Here is a 21,111-nt window from a genome sequence, read left to right on the forward strand (position 1 = left end):
TTGACAAGCCCGAAAAGGCCCGGTGAATCCTCACCGCTTTCCCTCTGTTCGCCCCTGGAGGTTTTTTTCCTGCAGATAACGGCCGACCCACGCCAAAGCCGTTTCCCGTGTTGTTATTGCACCCTCAACCTGTAACGCCAGCAGCTCATCGAGAATGATCGAAAAGACTGGCCCTGGAGTGAGGCCGAACCCTTCGATCAGGTCTCTGCCATTCACGAGCGGTGGGCCGGATAGCGCAGGACGGATATGCTCCCGCTGTATCGTCACCACTTCACGATACAGGTCAACAAGCTCCTGTTCCATATTTTCCGGTTTCAGTTCACCGCTTCCGGCAAGACTGTCCGACATGGCCAGGAGAAAAAGGCCGGGCAGCTCCTCACCTGCTCGCCGGCAGAGCTTTAATGCAGCACGGGCGGAGAGTTGTTGTTCCCGGCGCACATTACAGAGGTGAAAAGGATGCATGTGCATTCCAATAAGGTCTGCAACCCGTTCCCGCTGGGTATTGCTCCATTTTAAGCGCCGGGCAATTCGCTCAACCTGTTTACGTCCAATCTCATCATGTCCGTAAAAGGTGATCCGCCCGTCTTTAGCGGCTGGTTGGCCTTTCGCGGCCGGTTTCCCCACATCATGAAGAAGCGCCGCCCACTTGAGCCAAACTTTTGCCTGGTTATCGGCAAGATATTCCGGGATATCTCCCGCCAATCCACCTTCACCGAAATACTTTTCCGGAGCGGCGAGCAACATCTCCATCTCTCGTAATGCCTGAAAGTTATGGTTAAAGACATCGAGATGATGAAACGAAGGCTGCTCAACACCTTCACCGTCGTATAACTCAGGAAAAATCTGCAGCAGCAGGCCGGACTGATGCATCTCCCACAAAACTGGTGCCGCAGCATCCGTCTGCATGATGAGATCAAGCTCATAATTTAACCGCTCGGCAGCCACCTTCTGTATTTTTGGTGCATTGTCCCTGATAGCCGCCAGCGTGGCCTCAACCGGCTCAAAACCCAAGGTCGCCATGAAGCGAAAGGTCCGGACCAAGCGCAAGGGATCATCTATAAATGCGCGGGGGCAGTGACGCAGCAGTCCACTCAACAGGTCGGTCGCCCCGTTCATTGGATCAATCAGTTGCGGTGTTACGGTTTCATCCAGGAGCGACCCTAACGGTAGCGCCAGACTGTTAATCGTAAAATCCCGCAAACGAAGATCATCATTTATGCTTAGCACACCGCCGCGAAAGGCGGAAATGTCAACACATTGCCCCTGCCAGACCACTCTCGCAGCCTCTTCCTCTTCTGTACCGAGGAGTACCAAGGCACCACCGCCCAGCTCACTCATGAGCTCACGACAGATAGATTGTGCACCGGTGGCAACCGTCAAATCAAGATCATTGGGGGAGCGGCCAAGCAGCCAGTCACGCACCGTTCCTCCGACCACATACAGCTCAACAGACCGTCTTTTCGCAACACTGATGAGCGCTCGGACAATTTCCGGGACAAAACAGGAGATCAGTCCGCGAAGATTGCTCTGTCTCGTTGCTATTTCATGTTGCGTCAAATTCTCCACTGATCATTCTCCCTCACTCGACATCCAGCAACAGCAGACATGCCATTCCACCATTCACAGCCGCAACGAAATAGTGTATGATCGGGTCCTGCTGCCGGTGAGCCTCACAGTATACCATAGTCAGCACGATAAGGATAGTCTTTGACCTGTGGAAGGCTCAAGCCACTCGCAAGGCATCAGCACCAAAACCGACAGCCCTATTTCCCGATCCTTCATGAAGCCATGACCGAACAGCCCTTTCTCTATCTCGCACCATTACGAGGCATCACCGATGTCCTGTTCCGCAATGTTTTTGTCCGCCATTTCGGCGGATTCGATATGGCGGTCGCCCCTTTTATCAACCCCCAGCGCAGCCCAAGCGGCAAGAAAAAAATGCTGGCCGATCTCTTTCCCGAAGAGAACACAGCGCTTCCGGTCATCCCCCAGCTGCTCGACAACCGCGCTGAAGATTTTCTCCACCTCGCCAAACGACTGGAAGATCTTGGTTACACCTCAATCAACTGGAACCTTGGCTGCCCGGCCCCCATGGTGGCCAACAAAGGCAGAGGCTCAGGTTTTCTGCCCTTCCCTGACGACATCATCCGGCTGCTTGATACCGTCATCCCGCAGCTGAGCGCCACCCTCTCCATCAAGATGCGCCTCGGCTTTCATGACAAGGGTGAAAGTATCGATCTGCTGCCGCGCTTCAACGACTATCCCCTGGATGAAATTATCATCCACCCCCGTATTGGCAAGCAGATGTATAAAGGGACAACCGACCAGGATGGATTCGCCGCCTGCCTGGACTTGACCCGCCATCGGGTAGTCTATAACGGTGATATCATCTCACGGGATGTTTACAATGCGTTGGCCCTTCGTTTTCCCTCCATTAAACGCTGGATGATCGGCCGCGGTGTGCTGGCCGACCCTTTTCTCGCCGAAGAGCTAAAAGGTGTGTTGACCACCGACCAGATAGAGCGAAAAGCCAGAATTCGCGCGTTTCATGACGAACTGCTTGAGGCATATCGACAGCGGCTCTCCGGCCCCGGCCATCTTCTCGGCAAAACAAAGCAACTGTGGTTGTATCTCATCTCTTCTTTTCCGGGGAAGGAAAAACCATTCAAAAAACTGAAAAAGGCCAAAACCGAAGAGCAGTTGCTGACGGCTGTCGAACAGATATTTGCCGAGTGATAACCTCTCGCGATCAACAGAAATGCAACGGGGCAGACAAATTCCAATAGCAATTTTTCAACTTCGACCGTATATAGCGCAGACGCCTGCATTCTGCAGGCTGGCAGACCCGTCCGGGCCAACCGAATTTTCACAATTCACCATTGAGATCATAGCGATTTATGCTGCAGGAGTTGGAGTTCCAGGTTCTGGAGTTGTATCATGAGGTAGACCGTGCCGTAACCGCCTATCAGGCAGCCACAGGCCTGAACTGTCCCGGCGGTTGCGTAGAGTGCTGCTTTTCGGAAAAAGTTGAAGCGACAGTGCTGGAAATGGTCCCCCTCGCCTTTCACCTGTTCCGAACATGTCAGGCCGAGCTCATATTAAAACGGATTGAAAAAGAGCACAGATCACACCAATGCATCCTTTTCCGGCCGGATCTCAGCTCTCCCGAGAGCGGAGGCTGTAGCCAGTATCCGTTTCGCGCCCTGATCTGCCGAATGTTCGGGTTTGCCGGGAATATCGATCGCAATGGGCGACCACAGCTAGCCAGATGCAGAAATATGCCACTTCAGGATGAATCAGGCAAAACGCAAGAAGATATAGAGAGCGAGGCCATGCCTCTCTTTCATGCATACGGCATTGCGATAACCGCCATCCACCCGAGCCTTGGCACGCAGCGCATGCCAATCAACGAGGCACTCCATCAGGCACTGGCCAAGGTTGGACTCATCCTTGATCTGGAAATCGTACCGGTTGCGACGACTGAAGAGATAGACCTGCCGCCCGATTCTCCGGCAACAACACCTTCCCAGCCAAAACGAAAGGCCGCATAATACGGGATTATCGGTCTTTCTGCATGTGTTGCCGGGCGATGTTATTCCCCGCTCCTGCCACACCAGTTTGCCACCGCCACCCCGACCGAACGTCGCATCTCCTTAAAGAAGTCGGATCCGGTCTTTTTTAGATAAAAATGCTGCCCGATATTTGTGGCGTTCTGCAGATATTTTTCGGCTGCAAACTGTATGGCGTAGCGATTTTCAAATATTTCCCCAAGCTCCTCATTGGAGAAACGTTGATAGCGATCGGTGAAATGGATCGCCTTTTCAGCAAAGCGCGGAATCACGGAAGGAGCATCGGGCACCTGCCGGTAATGACCAAAACAGAGCATGGTTACAGGAAAGACCAGCGACGGCAAATCGAACATATCACGGTGGATTTCGTAGTTCTCCATGATGTCGCCAATGTAACAGGACCCGATCCCCAACGACTCGGCAGCAATCACGGCATTCTGGGCAGCAATCAGCGCATCACAACTGGCCAGCAGCAGATCCGCCTCAGCCGGCCGCGGATATTCCAGGCCATTTTCGCCGCAAAACTCCTCGACTCTGGAATGATCATAATAGTCATACCAGCGCTGCATATCCGCCAGGAAAATCAAGACCAGCGGCGCTTTGGCAATAAACGGCTGGTCATCACAGGTCACGGCCAGTCGCTCCTTTTTCTTCTGGTCGGCCACCTCCAAAATGGAATAAAGCATCATATTACCGGCGGTAGGTGCCCGCATGGCACAGCGGATAATGAGAGCTTTCTCTTTCTCCGTAATAGATTCATCGGCAAAGACCCGCAAAGATCTACGCTTCAGGATTGTTTCTATAGTACTATTCATTGCAGTTCTCCGTGAGCCAACATTCCCACCATCTGCGACTCTCATGATATTTTCATACCGTTGAGCGCAATTCCGTTCCAGGTAACGTCCTCGGCCATTGGCAAATAACTCCACCCAGCTCCTCAAACGGCAAGGGTTTCGAATAGTAGTAACCCTGGAAACAATCACACTCAAAAGACTTCAGCATGGCCTCCTGCTCAACCGTCTCAACCCCTTCGGCCAGAACGCTCATATCGAGATTTTTGCCGATGGCTATAATGTTCTGGATCATTTTCCGTGCCGCTCGATCATTGAGGATGGTATCGACAAAACTCTTGTCGATCTTCAGCTCATCGATGGGGAGTTTTCTCAACATGCTGAGTGAGGAATAGCCGGTACCAAAATCATCCATTGATATTCTCACACCCAGCCGATGCACAGACTCAAGAATATGCAGGATATAATCCACATCTTCGATAAACAGGCTCTCGGTAATCTCAAGGGTGACGTGGGTGAGGCTCATCCCGCTTGCTTCAACAATCTGCTTGAGTTCTTCCAAAAACGTGGTCTGCATGAACTGGCGAACCGAGATGTTAATCGACACCTGCCAGGTCCGGCCCAGCTGCTGCTGGAGCTGCTGCATCTGGGTAAGTGTCCTGGTGAGCACGAAATTGCCGATCGTTATCATTAAACCGCTTGACTCCGCCACGGGAATAAAGCGATGCGGTGGGACCAAGCCAAGCTCAGCATTGTTCCAACGCAATAGCGATTCAACCCCGACAAACTCGCCCTGAGTGTCAATCTGTGGCTGGTAGACCATAAACAGTTCATCGTTTTCAAGAGCAGTCCGCAAATGCCGTTCCAGCTCCAGCCTATTGAGATAGCCTTCCTGCATCGAGTCGGAAAATAGATGAAAGCTGTGTTTAAGACGCTTCGACTCATACATCGCAATATCCGCTGCTCTCAGCAGAACATCTAGATTCTCGCCATTTTCAGGATACCTGGCAATACCGATGCTTGCGCCCAGTGTAATACTGAACTGTCCAATGCGGCATGGTGCAGAGAGCACGTCAATAAGGTGCTGGGCATATGCGATCAGGGATGGGGTTTCGGTCTGCGGGGTCAGGATCAGGAATTCATCGCCGCCCTGACGGACTATCACAGTGTCATTGTCCGCACACTTTCGAATACGAGCCGCCAGTTCGCAGAGCACCTTGTCGCCAAATTCATGACCAAAGCTGTCATTGACGCTTTTGAAATGATCCATGTCGACATAGAGGATGGTAAAACCTGGAGCTCCGGGATAGATCCATGCACCTATCGCCTGTTGCAGGTAACCGCGATTGGGTAACTGGGTCAATGCATCATGGGTCACCTGATGAATCAGTTCCTTTCGTCGTCGCCCTTCCGTTTTGGCAATAAAGCGGAACAAAGCAAATATGATGGCGCTCACCAGGACAAAGATAATGAGATAACCGCTTAACACTGCATGAAAATCCGCAATCAGGTGACGATAAGGGACCGTCGAAACGGTCCACAGCTCATAGCGATTGTCAGATTGTACCACCACCAGAGAGCGCATTCCGTCCTTATCGACGATTTCAAGATCATAGCTAGCTTCGCTCTTTTTTACCTCTTCAATGGGTATCTTGAATTTGTCGCTAAGAATTGCACGAGTGGCATCAATCAGCTCCAGCAGTGCCGGCGCAGCATAGATTTTATGCAAATCCTCACCATCCGCAGAATGGAATTGCTCATAATAGTCGTAATCTCTGATGATACGGACAGTATGAAATGACCCGGAATGCAGGGCATCGCGAAACAATCTGGCAGTACCGCGAACCCTGAGTCCCGCCGTCATGACAGCAACAGCCCTGCCTTTGTCATCACGGATAGCCTTGCGTATGGGGATAACCCATTCTTTCAAGGTATCCATATAATAGGTTCGGCCAAGCACCATCTTCTCGACCTCCAGGGCATGTATGAACGACTCCCGGCTCTCGGGCTGCTCTTTCAGGTTAGGCAGCTGAGTTGAATTGAGGTTTGAGCTGACAAAATTGAGTTTGCCTTCCGGCGTAGCCAGCCCGAAGGCGACAATAGAAGGATTCAGGACAAGCAGATCGTCAAGGGTACGCTTAACCTTGAACTGGGTCCGATATGTCTCGTCTTGAATCAATTCATTACCCAGAATGTCCAGCATCATTTCCTGAGTAACAAAGAGCGAGTGGGTGGCACTGGAAATAATCTTTACCAGGCTATGCTGCCGTTCACGGTAACCTTGGTTAATTTCCTGCCATTTTGAATGGGATGCAAACACCAGAAGCAGTGTGCCGATGCACATCAGCACGACAAACAGCATCCATAAATTACGCTTAAAAAGTGGCATATCACTTCCAGAAAAGCCAGGACATAAGAGCACGTGTAAAAAAACGTAAAGTTTACAGTACAGAAGTGCAGTAGATACGAATTTCCTGAGCAGGAACGGCTATACAGTGAAATCCAGGTGATATTAATTCTATCTTATCTAAGCTAGATGTATATCATAATGACCCGCATATGAGTAGTAAAGAGTTCTATTGCCTAACATTTTATCAAAACAGCACGAGTTGAAATTTTCCCCTCAAATACTTCCTGAAAAACAGTTATCGCAACTGCCGCCCAATTTCCATTTGCTCTGACAGAGCAATGTGTGCCATATTCCGCTGAGCTTACTTAAATACTAACGTCCAATCACCCCCTGCCTTCACTCTTTTACCATGACCCTTTTTATTCAAGTTCTGTTCATCGTTTTACCCGTATTCATGGTTGTCGCCCTTGGCTTCTTCCTGAAACGGACCAGGTTGGTGGATGAGAGTTTCTTTCCACAGTTGAACCGGCTGGTGTTTTACATCGCCCTGCCGGCGCTGTTGTTTTACAAGATAGCAACCGCCGATTTCCGGGCCAGCTTCAACCCCACCCTGCTCTTTGGCCTCTTGGTAACAATGGGGGCAACCTTTGCCGGAAGCTATCTCTACGGAGCACTTCGCGGTTATCCACCTCCACAGATCGGTGCATTCTCCCAAGGGGCATCCCGAGGCAATATCGCCTTTCTCGGGCTTGCCATTTCCTTTAATGCTTATGGCGAAGCGGGTTTTGCTACGGCCGGAGTGCTGGCGGGCTTCATCATCCCTTTCATCAATATTTTATCGGTACTGGCGCTGCTGCTGCCACAGCGAAAAAACAATCAAACGATGACCGGCGCTTTCTGGATGTACCAGTTCGCGTTCAATCCGTTGATCATTGCCTCGTTTGCCGGAATTCTCTGGAGTTATTTCGAGCTGCCTCTGCCGGCAGTTGTGGACAAGGCCCTGAGCATAGTCACCGGCATGTCGCTGCCACTGGCACTCATTTCCATTGGAGCCTCTTTTTCGCTGAAAAAACTACGGGGAGATATTGTCAAAGCAGGGGGAGCCACCATCATCAAGGTGGTATTGCAGCCACTGGTCACCGCTCTCGTGCTGGTGCCCCTTGGCATCAGAGGGATGGAACTGGGAATCGGCGTTATCCTTGCGGGCGCGCCGACTGCGGTGGCAGCTTTTATCATGGCCGAGCAGCTCAAATCAGACGCCGAACTGTCAGGCGCTATCATAGTACTCTCTACCGCCTGCTCACTGGCAACCTATACAGCGGCCCTGTACCTTCTTGCTGCGCTCAACTTATAAAAACGGTCAGCTGTTACCTGATCGCACGTTCACAACATCCATGCTCTAAACACTGCATCTGCCAGCGGTTCGCTGACAATGACGCGCCTTTCGCCAGCCTGGGTGCAGATTACTTCGGTGGCTGAGGGACCGTCTTTCACTTTCTTTCCGTAACGAACCACCAAACCGGCGGCATGGCGAAGATCACTCTCACGCTCGGCATCACTCGTATAAGAGCCGGCCGCTCTGCGCAACAAAGCGATGGGGCCCGGTCGCTCTTCCATGGTGAGTAAGGCATCGCCTTCTTCAGCTAAACCCGCCAGCTTGACATTATCCTTCTCATCGCGCCCGAGCATCAGCCAGCCGCCTCCGGGCAATAGAAACTGTCGACCGACCAGCAGCAACAGGATATCCGTCACGGTCATGTCTGCACTTTTGACCACGAAGGTATCGTCGTAAAAATTTCTAATCCTCCGGCTCAAGATGGGATCAGCCAGGATACATCCCCCAGCCGGAGCGGGAAAATCGGTAATGCCGAACTCTTTTGCAAGCTCAATCTGCCGGGAGCGGCCTCGACCGCTGAAGTTGAGAAGTTTTTCCCGATCCACCCATCCCTTCTCCTCAGCCAGGGTCGGTGTCAGCAGCTTGGCCGAAAGTGGTCGCAAGAGCAAAGCCCGACTGTCGGAATCGCGTGAGATAACGTTTAATGTATCCCTACGCTGGGACATGGGCCGCTGGCCAAGCACTTCTCCCGAGATGAGAAACGAAGCACCCTGCTCGGCGAGCATCTCCCTGGCTCTTGAAACCATGAAAATCTTGCAGTCAATACAGGGGTTGAAGTTTTTGCCAAAACCATATTTCGGGTCGCGCAGCATCTCCAGGTAAGGTCGGCTGACATCCTCCACCAACACCTCGATACCGTATTTTTCGCGGACGCTTGCAACATAGCCATCGACATCGGCCAGGATATCGTAATGAAAAAAGGGCGAGACGAATTTTACCGCAATGACCTCCACACCAAGGGCCATAACAACACGGGTCGCGAGAATGGAGTCGAGCCCGCCGGAGAAAAGAGATAACGCTTTGATTTTTGTCATGATGCAGCTTCTATCGCATTGCCTTTGGCCAAAAGTTCCCTGGCCCAGGCGTGGGTCTGTTCGGTGGCGGAATCACCTGCCAGCATTCGTGCCAGCTCCGTCACGCGATGACTGTTTGAGAGTCGTACAACCGTCGACTGGGTTCTGCCGTCTTCCACCGTTTTTGCCACCTGGAAATGGAGATTGCCGTGTGCGGCTATCTGTGGCAGGTGAGTAATACAGAAAACCTGATGATGGCCCGCCAGCTCACGTATTTTCCTCGCCACAGCCTCGGCCGCCTCGCCACCGATGCCGGCATCGACCTCGTCGAAGATGACAGTGTCCACCATATCCCGCTGGGCCAGCAGACATTTCATGGCCAGCATCAGTCGTGACAGCTCGCCACCGGAAGCAACTTTTGCCAGTGGCCTCGCTGGTTCACCGGGATTAGCAGCAAAGAAAAATTCGATGCGATCCCAGCCACTGGCCCGCAGGGTATCGACCGTTCTCTCAACCTCCTGACTCTGCACCACAAATCCAGCCTGATAAAAGGCAAGCGATGCGAGTTCACGGGCCATGGCTGTTTCCATATCCGCCGCCGCCTCTTTTCTGTGGGTGGAGAGTACGGCGGCAGCAGCGCACAGCTGTTTTTCCAACTCGGCAACCTCACGAGTCAAGGCCTCGACCTCACGGTCCATATTTTCGATCCGGTTCAGTTCCGCCCGAGCTTCATCAGCAAAAGCCAACACCTGCTCCAGAGTTTCACCATATTTTCGCTTCAGACCATGAAGGCTATCCAACCGCTCACTCACCTGTTCAAGACGCAACGGGTTGCACTCGAGATTGTCACGATAATGGCGCAGCTCTGTAGCATAATCTTCAGCAAGAAAGGTATAACCGCCCAACTCCTCGGCCATCTTCTCCGCCTGGGGATCAAGGCTCACCAATTGTTCCATATTACGCCGAAGCGTTGACATGGCGTCGAGAATCTCATCTGACAAGAGGCGATAACTCTCCTGACTGATCTTGATCAATTGGTCTGCACTCTTCAGCCGTTTCTTTTCCGCCGCCAGTTCTTCGTCTTCACCGGGTTTTGGGTCGGCCTGCTCGATCTCCTCCAGCTGAAAAGCAAGAAAATCGCGCCGCTGTTCCTTGTCCTGTTCACGGCGAAGCAACTCGGTCAACGCCTCCCTCCGTTTCTGCCAATGGGCAAACATCTCACTAAACCCATGCCGTTCGCCCCAGAGATCACCATAGGTATCAAGAAAATCGATATGGAGTGCGGGCTGAAGTAATTGCTGGTGGTCGTGCTGACTGCCGACGCTCAGCATCTCACCGGTAATGAGCGCCACCTGTTTGGCCGTGGCCAGCGAATTGTTGACGTAGAGCCTGCTACGACCATTGGCGCCAATGATCCGCTTAATGATAACTGTCGGCTCATTGCCAAAGCCATTCTCTTCGAGCTGGGCCAGAAGCGACGTGTTGCGGGGATTGATATCAAACAGCGCCTCGACGGTACAGTTGTCGGCTCCGCTTCTGATCCAGTCAGCCGAGCCCCTGCCGCCGGTCAAGAGGTGGATCGCCCGCAGCATGATCGATTTGCCGGCACCGGTCTCACCGGTCATCACCACCAAACCTCCGCCATTCGGCTCATCAAAATTCAGTTCCAGTGAACGTATCAACGCCAGATTCTGAATGCGTAACTCACAAAGCATAACGAACTCGACCGAAAAACAAAAAGAGTTGAAGAACCTTCAAAACCACTCCCAAAATGTGACGCTGAATCACCTCTACGCAACGCTTCGACCCTTTTAGGGTATCTTTTCAATGCGTTTTACAGCATCACCACTACATTATTTTTTACTATTACTGTTGGAGCATTGCCGCCATCCGGCTTGACGCAACCGCCAAAGGACGGTAGGTTACCCCCCTATAACAGGGGCGCGAAATCCTGGCAACCGGTTTTCCCGCATCGTGCCTGCGCCCCAAAAGCACTCTTCGGTGACCCCTATATACCATGAAAAAGAAAACTTCGCTTAGCGCCAGTCTGGAAGATTATATCGAGGCGATCTACCATATCATCGAGGAAAAACTCGTCGCCAGAAGCAAGGAAATCGCCGCGAGATTGAATGTAAGTAGGGCCTCAGTCACCGAGGCACTGCGAGCCCTCTCGAAAAAAGGGTTGATCAATTACGAGCCTTATGAAGCAATAACCATGACGGAAAAGGGCCGCAAGGTGGCCGAAGATGTCATTTTCCGTCACGAGTCGCTCAAACGGTTCTTCATCGAGGTGCTCGCCCTCGACCAGAAAATTGCAGAGGATGGCGCCTGCAGGATCGAGCACGCAGCACCGCCTGAGATCATCTCCCGTATGATCAGCTTTATCGAATTCATGCAACACTGTCCACGGGGAGGAGATGACCTTATTCAGGGGTTCAGCAGCTTCTGCAAAAGCGGCAAAACCCAACTCGACTGCAATAACTGCATTGCCAGCTGCCAGGATCAGACAAAGACCTGAAAGTCAAAGAGCGGCCTCTCAGCGGTTGATCAGGGACGCAATCTCTCCCTCCTCGGGAAAACGGCTCAGGGCTTTTTTAGAAAATATCAGGCGCCCATCAACGGTTACCTCAAAGACACCGCCAGAAGAACCAATCAATTCGACATCCGCACCAAACGTCTTGGCCAATTCAGCTTCCAGACTGGAAGCTCGTGGTTTATAATTTCACTTCGTACAATATTCTATTGTTACTTTCATATACTCACCTTCTGGTGGACAGTTCTCCTGCGAACCATTACTGTTGATTATGGCTCCGAGCAGCAAACACCACCCGGAGCCCCATGGACTATGCACGAAATATTACGTACCTGATCAAAAAAAGAGCAACAGATATCTTTTGCCATAAATCGTGCTTTTTTTTCCTTCTCATGTATAATAGGCAGCTTTTTCCGATTGAAAATACCAATCCGGCCTGGTTGTGTATAAAACTACCACTGATGTCCCAGCCCTGCAAGATTCCTCCTTCTTCCCGTCGCGACCGGTGGTTTTGATTTTTCTACATTTTTTGTTCAATTACTGAAAAGGAGGAGGAACCGAAGAAAATGGCCGCAACCATCGAAGAGAACAGTTTGTTTACCATTCTGGACTCTCTCAATCAGGAAGAACGTGAAAGGCTCTCCCCCCAGGCATCTTTGAGTGCCACAGGCTTGCGCAGGCAGCAGGAACTTCGACAGGGCTACCGCCAGCATTTTGCCCTCGACGCCGACCGCATCCTCCACTCCCGTGCCTATACACGCTATATCGATAAGACCCAGGTTTTCTGCCTGGTGGCCAACGACCACATTACCCACCGCGTTCTCCATGTACAACTGGTCTCCCGAGTCGCCCGGACCATTGGCCGCTTTCTCCACTTAAATGAAGACCTGATCGAAGCCATCGCCCTCGGCCACGATATCGGCCATCCGCCCTTTGGCCACGATGGGGAAAAATTTCTCTCCCAGCTCTGTCTCGAACATGGCCTGCCGCCTTTTCAGCACAATCTCCAATCCGTCAGATTTCTTGATCAACTCGAACGTAAAGGACGGGGCTGGAATCTCACTCTGCACACTCTGGACGGCATCCTCTGCCATGATGGAGAAGTCCACACGCGGATGCTTGCCCCCGACCGCGGCTTGAGCTTTGCCCATTTTGACGAGAAGGTACGGGCCAAGACAGATGATCCGGAACACAATCTTGTACCCGCAACCCTCGAGGGTTGTGTGGTTAGACTGGCCGACACCATCGCCTATATCGGCAGAGACATCGAAGACGCTATTACTCTCGGTCTCATTTCCCGTACCGACATCCCGGAATGTTGCCGGAATGTCCTTGGCGAAACCAATGGTACCATCGTCTACAGCCTGGTCACCGACCTCATCGCGAACAGCAAGGTTCCGCACCCAGGCGAAACCGAGTCCAAAGAAGGGGCCATCGGCTTTGGCCCTGAGGTCGCCGAAGCGCTAAAAGATCTGAAACACTTTAATTATCAGCATATTTACCTGGCGCCTACTACCAAGCAGGACTACCCGCTGATCGGCGACTGCTACCGTTCGCTTTTTGAATATTACCTCGACCATCTGACCAGTGACACTCCCGGCACAAGCCTGCAGGTCGATCTTATGGCCGATGTCGCGAACCGTTATGATGACGAACACCCCGCCGCCATGGTGCGGGATTTCATCGCCGGCATGACCGACGACTACTTTCTGAGGCAGGCCGCGCAAATCGGCTGCAAAGTGCCGGCAAAAAGATGAAAAGAAATTTGCGTAAACTGATCCCCGGCGAGAACACCCGAATGCTCGCCATCGCCACCTTCATTGGCCTTATGGCGGGACTGCTCAATATCCTGTTTCGCACAGTCGTACATTGGGTTGAAATATTTTTCCATCAGGGTGGAATTGAGTTCTTCCGGATCGAGGACGGAGGCTGGCACCTTTTGTTGCTGCCACTTATCCCCATGAGCGGCATGGTACTGCTTATCCCTCTGTCGCTCCTGTTTCCCGGCGAGGTCAACGGTTATGGTCTCCCCAAGTTCCTGCGTAAAGTAAATCTTGAGGGTGGCTATATCCGGGCCCGTTCAATTTTCTTGAAAATCATCTCCACAGCACTCACTATCGGCACCGGCAACTCCGCTGGCGTCGAGGGTCCCATCGCCCAGATCGGCGGTGCCATGGGCTCACAGGTCGGGCAATTTTTCCGGGTCTCCGGTAACAGGATGAAGGTCTATATCGCAGCCGGTGCCGCCGGCGGTATCGCCGGCATGTTTAACGCCCCCATTGCCGGTATCTTTTTTGCCGCGGAGATTATTCTGCTCGGCACCTACGAGATCTCGTCCTTTGGCGCGCTGGTCACCGCCTCGGCCATCTCCACCGTTGTAACCCGGGCCTATTTTGGTGAGCTAAGCGTTTTCGTGATCCCGAAATACAACGTGGTCAACCATTTCGTTGAACTGCCGCTCTACTGTCTGCTGGCCGTTATCGTCGGATTTATCGCCGTTCTGCACACCAAGATTTTCTACCTGATCAGGGACAAGTATCGCCTTCTGCCCATTCATCCGCAATTAAAGCCTATAACCGGTGCTCTTTTAGTGGGCATCATCGGTATCGGCTTTCCGCAGGTGATGGGTGACGGCTATGAGTTCATGGAGCAGGTGCTCTACGGTGACGGGCTGGTACGAGTGATGTTCGCCCTGATTTTTTTGAAAATCATCGCCACCGCCATCACCCTCGGTTCGGGCGGGGCCGGAGGGGTCTTTGCCCCGGCACTCTTTATTGGCAGTATGATCGGCGGTACCTTCGGCACCCTCGTCCATCGGTGGCTTCCCACCATGACCGCCAACTCCGGTGCCTATGCTGCCGTGGGGATTGGCGCCTTTCTCGCCGCCTCGACCCATGCACCGATGACTGCCATTTTCCTCTTGTTTGAGATGACCGGCAACTATCGTATCATCGTCCCGGCCATGCTCGCGTCGATCATCGGCACAATCGTCGCCACCAAACTCAACGAAGACTCCATCGATACCGTCGATTTTAGCCGGGAAGGCATCAATATCCATGAAGGCCGCGAGGTGGCCATCATGAAGTCGATCAGGGTTGGCGCAGCCATTACCGAGGATGTGGATTTTATCAGCGAAGAAGCCAACATCAACCAGCTACTGGAAATCTTCAGCCAGGCCAAATCGAGCTTCTATTTTCCAGTAATCGACATGACCGGCCAGATGACCGGCATTGTCTCGATGTCTGATGTCAAGAATATCATCCACCGTGACAGCAGCGAGCGCTCCTCTGAATATGTTGGCAATATCTGTCATCGGGACGTCATCACTCTCACCCCCGATGACACCCTGTATACTGCCATGCAGCTCTTCGACCTCAAGGGTATTGAAGAAATACCGGTGGTTGAGACCCTGGAAAACAGATGGGTGGTGGGCATGCTTAAACGTCGGAATGTGATTGCAGCCTATAACCGCCAGGTCCTGAAAAAGGGTATCAGCGAAAAAGTTGGCTCCATCCGGGTCGCCAATCCCGACTGAACGACAGCAGAGCTTTTTTCATCTGGCGCCGCCGTACCATAAGAAAAAATCGAGCCATCCCCCTGCAGGTTATGCTATAGTTACGCTTCATAGAAGCTCCACCGCCGCTGCATCCTCTGCATGATCCCCGACGGTATTTTCTCGTATCCACACTGATTTTCTACGACATCGACTGCCTAAATACGCAGTCGAAAGACCCATTTTCACCGCCAAAGTCCGTGCTCAATTTCGCTTATCCGGCACGGTTCCCAAACGGATACAGGAACAACCATACAGCAGCATGAAACCGATCCTGATCTCGATTACCCTGCTCATCTGCAGCAACGTCTTTATGACCCTTGCCTGGTATGCACACCTCAAGGAACTTAACAACAAACCGCTGATCATCGCCGCCCTGCTCAGTTGGGGGATTGCGCTCTTTGAATACATGCTGCAGGTGCCGGCAAACCGTATCGGCTACACGGCGTTGAGCGTCGGCCAACTGAAAATCATCCAGGAGGTCATTACCCTGACAGTGTTTGTACCGTTTTCAGTTATGTATTTAAAAGAACCGCTAAAGCTTGACTATCTTTGGGCCGGGCTCTGCCTCATCGGCGCGGTATTCTTCATGTTCAGGGACAAATTCGCATGATGCAGTCTCTTCTATACGGTGGTTCGGTGGAGTCACGACTTGCGGCAAGTCACGTAATCTTTGGTCAACTTGCTGAACAGCTGCAAAACGATTTGACGTTTATGAACAAACTCAAGTCACTCACCCATCACGCCAGAGCGGTAGCCAACCATATGGCAGAAATGCAACTTGGCCCACTCTGTATCCGCTGCTCATCACAGACCAGCGGCGGCTGTTGCAGCCTCTTTATGGCAGGTGAAACCGACGCATTGCAGATGCTCATGAACATTCTAGCGGGCATCGAAGTACGCCAGGTACGAAACGATGGCAGAGAATGTTGTTTTCTTGGTGAAACAGGCTGCATCTTTATCTTCAAGCCGATGTTCTGCCTCAACTACAACTGTACCCATATCCATAAAGCCGCTACCTCCTTCCAAATGCAGGAACTGGAGCGACTGACTGGAGTAGTGCTCACCAAACAATATGAGTTGGAACAGGTTCTTCTTGCCTGCATCCGCAGGGAATCCGGGAAAACCAAACAACCACCTAGCCTTGATTTCAACAATTCGTCATTCTGAACCGAACAGATTCGCATAAATCGACTCGCAACCCACCTCGGCTCAGCACCAGCTGACCAGAAATTCAGGTTAACAGTTGACCTTCAGGCAAAGACATGGTATCAGAGCGCATACATCTGCACCCGTAGCTCAGCTGGATAGAGCACCAGGCTTCGAACCTGGGTGTCAGGGGTTCGAATCCCTTCGGGTGTACCAGCAAATTCAAGCCTTTACAGTATATCTACTGTAAAGGCTTTTTTGTTTCCGCCATGTTATCCCATTGCTGAGCGCTTACCCTTCTTTTGATACACCAGAGTTTTTGCTCTCCTCAAGGCCTCAGTTACACCATATATTTTTCAAACATAAGGAAAATCTTTTACTTTATCGTCATCTTGTACTATTAAATAATTTCATTCCCATTGATATAAGCATTGGTACGATATAGTGTAAGCTGCACAGAGTGGCACTTACCCATCAATCTGCAACCCAAGAGGATCACATGACATTAACAAAAGCAGATATTGTACGAGAAGTGTATTTAGGCCATGACGGTATTACCAAGGCCCAGGCAAGCGAAGCGGTAGAATCGTTTCTTAATCTCGCGAAGTCCACCTTGATCGGCGGAGACGATCTTTTGCTGAGTGGTTTCGGCAAATTCAATGTGCGAGACAAACGGGAAAGAAAGGGACGCAATCCTCAAACCGGAAGTGAGCTTATGCTGGCCCCGAGAAGAGTAGTCACCTTTAGCCCTTCGGGCATCTTGCGGGATAAAGTGAATAACCTGTAGAGCCTGCATTATCTACAATGTGCACCTTCATCGTTTCGAATGAAGGTGCAGATATTTATCTTCTCATCACCTGCGTTGCAGTCGCACCATTTTTCACTCTGGTTGCGGTTAGCTGGGCTGTCATTCTCAAAGTTGAGAGATGGTCTGCCTAAGGCAAACAAGAGGTATCCCAGCAATTTCGACCCAGTAATTTTAGTGTTGAAAATAGCTAGGGAACCCTGACAGAGATAAGCAGGATCAGAAGTATTGATCGAGCAACCAAGGCCGCCACGATCAGCAGAACATAGCTTTCAAGCGTAAGACCGATATCACCCTTCAGAAGGGCAGCAAAGGTCCCTACCCTGGCCAACGCCCCATCCTGATATGGTTGGTATCTGCAAACAAACTCAGAGATCTTGTTTTTCACCGCTAGAGGAGAACACTCATGAACCAGGCTGAAACAATTATCTCTATTAAGGATCGAGCAAGAAAGAATTTTTCAAAAGGTTTCAACTGTGCAGAATGTGTGTTTGAAGCAGTCCTGGAACATATAGAAACCGACCTCCCAAAAGATGTTCTCAAACTGGCCACCGGCTTCGGTGGCGGCATCGGACTCTATGGCGATACCTGCGGGGCAATCGCCGGGGCAGTTATGGCTGTCAGCGCAATCCATGGCCGCAGCGCGCTACCGCACAATGAAGACCGGAAAAAGGCCATGAACATGGCTGCTGAACAGCTTTACGGCAAACCCGGGTTGTATCGAATCTTCAATCAGATCCCCAACAAAATTCATTCCAAATACGGTTACACTCTCTGCCGGGAGATTACCACCCTATGGCAGGATCAGTGGCTTTGCCGAGACCATGCACTGCATTGCCGGGAAATAATTACCGATGCGGCGGAAATCGCAGCAGCCCTGATAACCGGTGACAAGGAAACGATTTCATCTGAACCCTTTGGAAGGAATGTCGAGAATCTCTGACAACAAGAGAGCACACGTATGCTTTGCAGCAAATGTACCTCTGCTGTTTTAGAGCAGGATATTTATGAACACGCTGGCCAAACCCTCTGTGAAGACTGTTACATCGACGCAGTTTCTGCTCCAAAAACATGCGATCCATGGGCCGTGTACGTTGCAACCAGGACGAAATCAAAGGGTGATACGTTGCCCGCAGACCTCCAACGGATTCTTGACGTGATAACAGCCAGTGGCCCTATTTCACTTGAGCAGATCTGCAGTCAACTGGCTCTTGATGAACGGGAGTTCCGTGCCAGGTTTTCGACGTTGCGGCACATGGAGCTGGCACAGGTCTGTAAGGTGGAAGGACAGGTACTCTATATCCCGTTTCAAAAGACAAATGGGTCATAAAGATAAACATTTCAGAAAAGTCCTGGAAAAAATCAAAAGGTCTTTTCCATGGGTTCCTCTTCCTTTACACTTGAACCGATACGTACAACAAACGGAATTCCGGCTAAACCGATCACTCCGCAGATAACATACGTCTTTTCAAGCCCAAGCATATCTGCGACAAAGCCAACCAGGACAACGACAGCTGATCTTGCCAGGAAGCTTATCATCATAAAAATACCGTTTGCAGCAGATGATCCATCTTCTGAGTACTCCTGGATCATGGCCAGCATAACAGGTGTTGTCGAGAGCAGGGAAAAACCTGTAACCAGCAATATCCCAAGCTGGAACCAGCCCGACGTTACAGTAAAGAGCAACAGGGCGCAGGGCGCGACAACAAGACAGAACATGAGAAGTCGCTTGCGGCCAAAACGATCACTCAGTCCTCCAACTGTAAGAATGCCGACAACCCCAGCTCCCTCAAAAATGGAGAGAGCAATGCCAGCCAGCCAGACATTGCCGCTTTGCTGCATGATATAGAGCGGGAGAAAAGCTGTGAGACAGGCATGCATAAAACCACGGACAACGACTATAGCAGATAGTGGCAGCAGCAGCCCTCTCATCTCCCGCCATGTCTTGCGGATAGACGTCTTTTCCTTTGGTTTGAGGGTGACCGGCATCTCCTTGAACTTGAAGTACATCACTATCGTGGCAATGATTCCAACGATCATGACCGGGTAAAAACCTTCAAAACCTAAAAGGGAGATGGCACTTATGATGGTGAGCGGTCCAAGGGTCCTGGCCAGCTCACCACCGGTCATATAAAAACTCATTGCCCGGCCCGTCCTGTTCCCGGCGACCCTGTAAACCAGAACCGGCGCGGGAACATGAAAGAGAGAGACACTTATACCTGTTAAAAAAAGTAGAATCAGCAAAATCCCATAGCTGGGAGCAACTCCCAGAAGCGACATGGGAACAGCAGTGAGGGCTGGAGCCATTATAATGAAGTATCTCACGCTGATTCGATCGGCAAGCTTACCGATATAGGGATTCATCAGTGCCGGAATCTGCATAACAGTAGAAAGGAACCCAGCCTGAGTGAGAGATAGTGCGAATTTTTCTATCAGAAAGGGGAGCAACGGAGCAAGAAAGCTTGAATAAATGTCATGAATAAAGTGGCAGATGGACAGCAGAACAACTCTTTCTGTATCAAACTCCGGCTTTGACTGTTTATCTTCTCGTGTCATCAGTGACTCTTGGGATTGGAAAATTCATTCCGATAGTATTCTGGATCAGCGCCCGTCAGTTCAGCTCATGATTGCACAAGGAGCTACAGACCGTATCTCGCCCTGCCTTTTTGGCTCTATACATATAGGCATCCGCAAGATTAACCAACTCGCCAATCGAAAGTGACGGTGAAAATTCAGCAACCCCTAGGCTCAAGGTGACGCCAACCTGAGCATCTCCGTGTGCAAGCAGTGTGGTACCAACAACTGTCTGCAATCGTTTTGCAATCCCGTGAGCCTTGGCCAGATCTGTCTCCGGCAGCAGGATAAGCATCTCCTCTCCGCCCCAGCGGCTTACAAGATCACGTTTCTGCACATTGGCGGTCAACGTTCTGGCAACAAGCCGCAGCATGTTGTCGCCGCATTCATGGCCGTAGGTATCATTGATCTTTTTAAAATGATCGATATCAGCCATGAGGATGGAAAAAGGCAGGTTATTCCGAGCATTCCTGTCGATCTCCCGCTGAATCCTCTCCAGCATGTCGCGCCTGTTGGCCAGCCCTGTCAGCTCATCGCGACGGGAAAGTTCGTCCAGACGGCGGCTGAGGTTGAGCAACTCTCGCCGCCCGTCTTCCCGGGTAAACTCATAGGCCCAGGCAACAACGCCGACTGAAAAGAGCGAGCCGATAAATCGATCAACAAACTCTGGGTCATAGGTTGTCATGAGCAGTGGATGACCTGGTATATACAGGATGCCGGCACAGAGGCAAAACAATGCGCCGAGCATGATCGCCCCTCGATACAATCCAAGAATATAAAAAACAAGGCCCGGCATGATATAGAGCCATAGTGGCCCGGTATTTTTCGGTCCCCCCGTACAGAGCAGATAAAAGGAAAGCAACATCATCACCAGGACAATCACCAGGGACGAGATCCGATGGTTGCCGCTCCATCGTAAGTAGAGATAAATGAAACCGTTAATGGCAGCAAAACTGAGGTCAACCGTTCCCAGCAATGTTCGGCCGGAGAGAAGGCTGTTAATACCGAAGATGAGGAGAAAAAAAATGCTGACCAGGCTGAACAGGGAACTGATGAGGATCTGTTTACGAACGTCGGCGCTCTTCTCGTCGACATGGCCGGCGAAAATCATATTCCGCAAGAGGTTCATGACCCAGGATATACTCATCACAATCCTTTTCGAATGAGAACAACATGGTCACGGACCCGACCTGCAGGTGTAGGTAAGAAAATCAAGGATTTCAACCCCATCTCACACCTATGACAAGGATGTTTTCAACAGCACCGGGCCCACATACAAATGTGAGGTACTGTATCATGGTATTCCACCATTTCCTATAATTCTTTGCCTTTTATGCTCGTTATTTCGCAGCGATGTACCTCCAGGAGAGCATTTATG

General features: G+C 51.3%; 20 protein-coding genes and 1 tRNA gene. 12 read left to right on the forward strand and 9 right to left on the reverse strand.

The genetic code is table 11. The features are described 5' to 3' along the window. Positions 1-30: 30 nt before the first annotated feature. Complete coding sequence (locus BUF15_RS03725) at positions 31-1,566, reverse strand: CCA tRNA nucleotidyltransferase (protein ID WP_084553460.1); 1,536 nt, start codon at positions 1,564-1,566, stop codon at positions 31-33. 141 nt (positions 1,567-1,707) lie between these two features. Between BUF15_RS03725 and BUF15_RS03730 the strand changes: the two genes are divergently transcribed. Both BUF15_RS03730 and BUF15_RS03735 read left to right on the forward strand, forming a co-directional pair. Then, positions 1,708-2,736, forward strand: a complete 1,029-nt coding sequence (locus BUF15_RS03730; protein ID WP_234981101.1) for a tRNA dihydrouridine synthase — start codon at positions 1,708-1,710, stop codon at positions 2,734-2,736. A 161-nt stretch (positions 2,737-2,897) separates the two neighbouring features. Further along, on the forward strand, positions 2,898-3,551 hold the full coding sequence (locus BUF15_RS03735) for a YkgJ family cysteine cluster protein (RefSeq protein WP_073612122.1): 654 nt from the start codon (positions 2,898-2,900) through the stop codon (positions 3,549-3,551). Between the two features lie 41 nt (positions 3,552-3,592). On the opposite strand, the gene BUF15_RS03740 is transcribed toward BUF15_RS03735, so the two are convergent. Then, the gene (locus BUF15_RS03740) at positions 3,593-4,384 is read right to left on the reverse strand and encodes a nitroreductase family protein (RefSeq protein ID WP_073612123.1); all 792 of its coding nucleotides are present in this window, start codon (positions 4,382-4,384) and stop codon (positions 3,593-3,595) included. A gap of 52 nt (positions 4,385-4,436) precedes the next feature. Further along, positions 4,437-6,749: a bifunctional diguanylate cyclase/phosphodiesterase gene (locus tag BUF15_RS03745; protein WP_073612124.1), complete on the reverse strand. Its 2,313-nt coding sequence runs from the start codon at positions 6,747-6,749 to the stop codon at positions 4,437-4,439. 370 nt (positions 6,750-7,119) lie between these two features. On the opposite strand from BUF15_RS03745, the gene BUF15_RS03750 reads away from it, so the two are divergent. After that, positions 7,120-8,064, forward strand: a complete 945-nt coding sequence (locus tag BUF15_RS03750; protein ID WP_073612125.1) for an AEC family transporter — start codon at positions 7,120-7,122, stop codon at positions 8,062-8,064. Between the two features lie 29 nt (positions 8,065-8,093). Here the strand turns inward: BUF15_RS03750 and BUF15_RS03755 are convergent, their stop codons facing one another. Then, positions 8,094-9,140, reverse strand: a complete 1,047-nt coding sequence (locus BUF15_RS03755; protein ID WP_073612126.1) for a thiamine biosynthesis protein — start codon at positions 9,138-9,140, stop codon at positions 8,094-8,096. Continuing rightward, positions 9,137-10,834, reverse strand: coding sequence for a DNA repair protein RecN (gene recN / locus BUF15_RS03760; protein ID WP_073612127.1), 1,698 nt, complete (start codon positions 10,832-10,834; stop codon positions 9,137-9,139). The genes BUF15_RS03755 and recN overlap by 4 nt, the downstream gene beginning before the upstream one ends. A 302-nt stretch (positions 10,835-11,136) precedes the next feature. Between recN and BUF15_RS03765 the strand changes: the two genes are divergently transcribed. Further along, entirely contained in the window at positions 11,137-11,637 is a 501-nt protein-coding gene (locus BUF15_RS03765; protein WP_073612128.1) for a metal-dependent transcriptional regulator, read from the forward strand. 18 nt (positions 11,638-11,655) lie between these two features. On the opposite strand, the gene BUF15_RS03770 is transcribed toward BUF15_RS03765, so the two are convergent. Continuing rightward, positions 11,656-11,874, reverse strand: coding sequence for a SelT/SelW/SelH family (seleno)protein (locus tag BUF15_RS03770; RefSeq protein WP_084553462.1), 219 nt, complete (start codon positions 11,872-11,874; stop codon positions 11,656-11,658). A gap of 344 nt (positions 11,875-12,218) precedes the next feature. Between BUF15_RS03770 and BUF15_RS03775 the strand changes: the two genes are divergently transcribed. From BUF15_RS03775 to BUF15_RS03800, 6 genes are all read left to right on the forward strand, one after another. Then, a complete protein-coding gene (locus BUF15_RS03775; protein ID WP_073612130.1) occupies positions 12,219-13,409 on the forward strand; it encodes a deoxyguanosinetriphosphate triphosphohydrolase family protein in 1,191 nt (396 codons plus the stop codon). Further along, positions 13,406-15,187, forward strand: coding sequence for a chloride channel protein (locus BUF15_RS03780; protein ID WP_073612131.1), 1,782 nt, complete (start codon positions 13,406-13,408; stop codon positions 15,185-15,187). The genes BUF15_RS03775 and BUF15_RS03780 overlap by 4 nt, the downstream gene beginning before the upstream one ends. Before the next feature lie 280 nt (positions 15,188-15,467). After that, positions 15,468-15,818 (forward strand): DMT family protein, encoded by a 351-nt coding sequence (locus BUF15_RS03785; RefSeq protein ID WP_073612132.1) that lies wholly within the window; start codon positions 15,468-15,470, stop codon positions 15,816-15,818. After that, entirely contained in the window at positions 15,815-16,375 is a 561-nt protein-coding gene (locus tag BUF15_RS03790) for a hypothetical protein (protein WP_073612133.1), read from the forward strand. The genes BUF15_RS03785 and BUF15_RS03790 overlap by 4 nt, the downstream gene beginning before the upstream one ends. Before the next feature lie 118 nt (positions 16,376-16,493). After that, positions 16,494-16,570: transfer RNA gene (locus tag BUF15_RS03795), tRNA-Arg, on the forward strand. A gap of 283 nt (positions 16,571-16,853) precedes the next feature. Then, a complete protein-coding gene (locus tag BUF15_RS03800; protein WP_073612134.1) occupies positions 16,854-17,141 on the forward strand; it encodes an integration host factor subunit alpha in 288 nt (95 codons plus the stop codon). Positions 17,142-17,349: 208 nt separating this feature from the next. On the opposite strand, the gene BUF15_RS03805 is transcribed toward BUF15_RS03800, so the two are convergent. Further along, complete coding sequence (locus tag BUF15_RS03805) at positions 17,350-17,547, reverse strand: hypothetical protein (RefSeq protein WP_073612135.1); 198 nt, start codon at positions 17,545-17,547, stop codon at positions 17,350-17,352. Positions 17,548-17,565: 18 nt separating this feature from the next. On the opposite strand from BUF15_RS03805, the gene BUF15_RS03810 reads away from it, so the two are divergent. Together BUF15_RS03810 and BUF15_RS27640 are read left to right on the forward strand one after the other, a co-directional pair. Continuing rightward, the gene (locus BUF15_RS03810) at positions 17,566-18,102 is read left to right on the forward strand and encodes a C-GCAxxG-C-C family protein (protein WP_073612136.1); all 537 of its coding nucleotides are present in this window, start codon (positions 17,566-17,568) and stop codon (positions 18,100-18,102) included. A 183-nt stretch (positions 18,103-18,285) separates the two neighbouring features. After that, complete coding sequence (locus BUF15_RS27640; protein WP_234981102.1) at positions 18,286-18,489, forward strand: hypothetical protein; 204 nt, start codon at positions 18,286-18,288, stop codon at positions 18,487-18,489. A gap of 32 nt (positions 18,490-18,521) precedes the next feature. Here BUF15_RS27640 and BUF15_RS03820 read toward each other — a convergent pair whose 3' ends face one another. Together BUF15_RS03820 and BUF15_RS03825 are read right to left on the reverse strand one after the other, a co-directional pair. Next, positions 18,522-19,715: an MFS transporter gene (locus tag BUF15_RS03820; protein WP_073612138.1), complete on the reverse strand. Its 1,194-nt coding sequence runs from the start codon at positions 19,713-19,715 to the stop codon at positions 18,522-18,524. Between the two features lie 55 nt (positions 19,716-19,770). Next, a complete protein-coding gene (locus BUF15_RS03825) occupies positions 19,771-20,880 on the reverse strand; it encodes a diguanylate cyclase (protein WP_073612139.1) in 1,110 nt (369 codons plus the stop codon). Positions 20,881-21,111: the final 231 nt, after the last annotated feature.

The organism is Desulfopila aestuarii DSM 18488 (assembly GCF_900143695.1).
Lineage (GTDB): Bacteria > Desulfobacterota > Desulfobulbia > Desulfobulbales > Desulfocapsaceae > Desulfopila > Desulfopila aestuarii.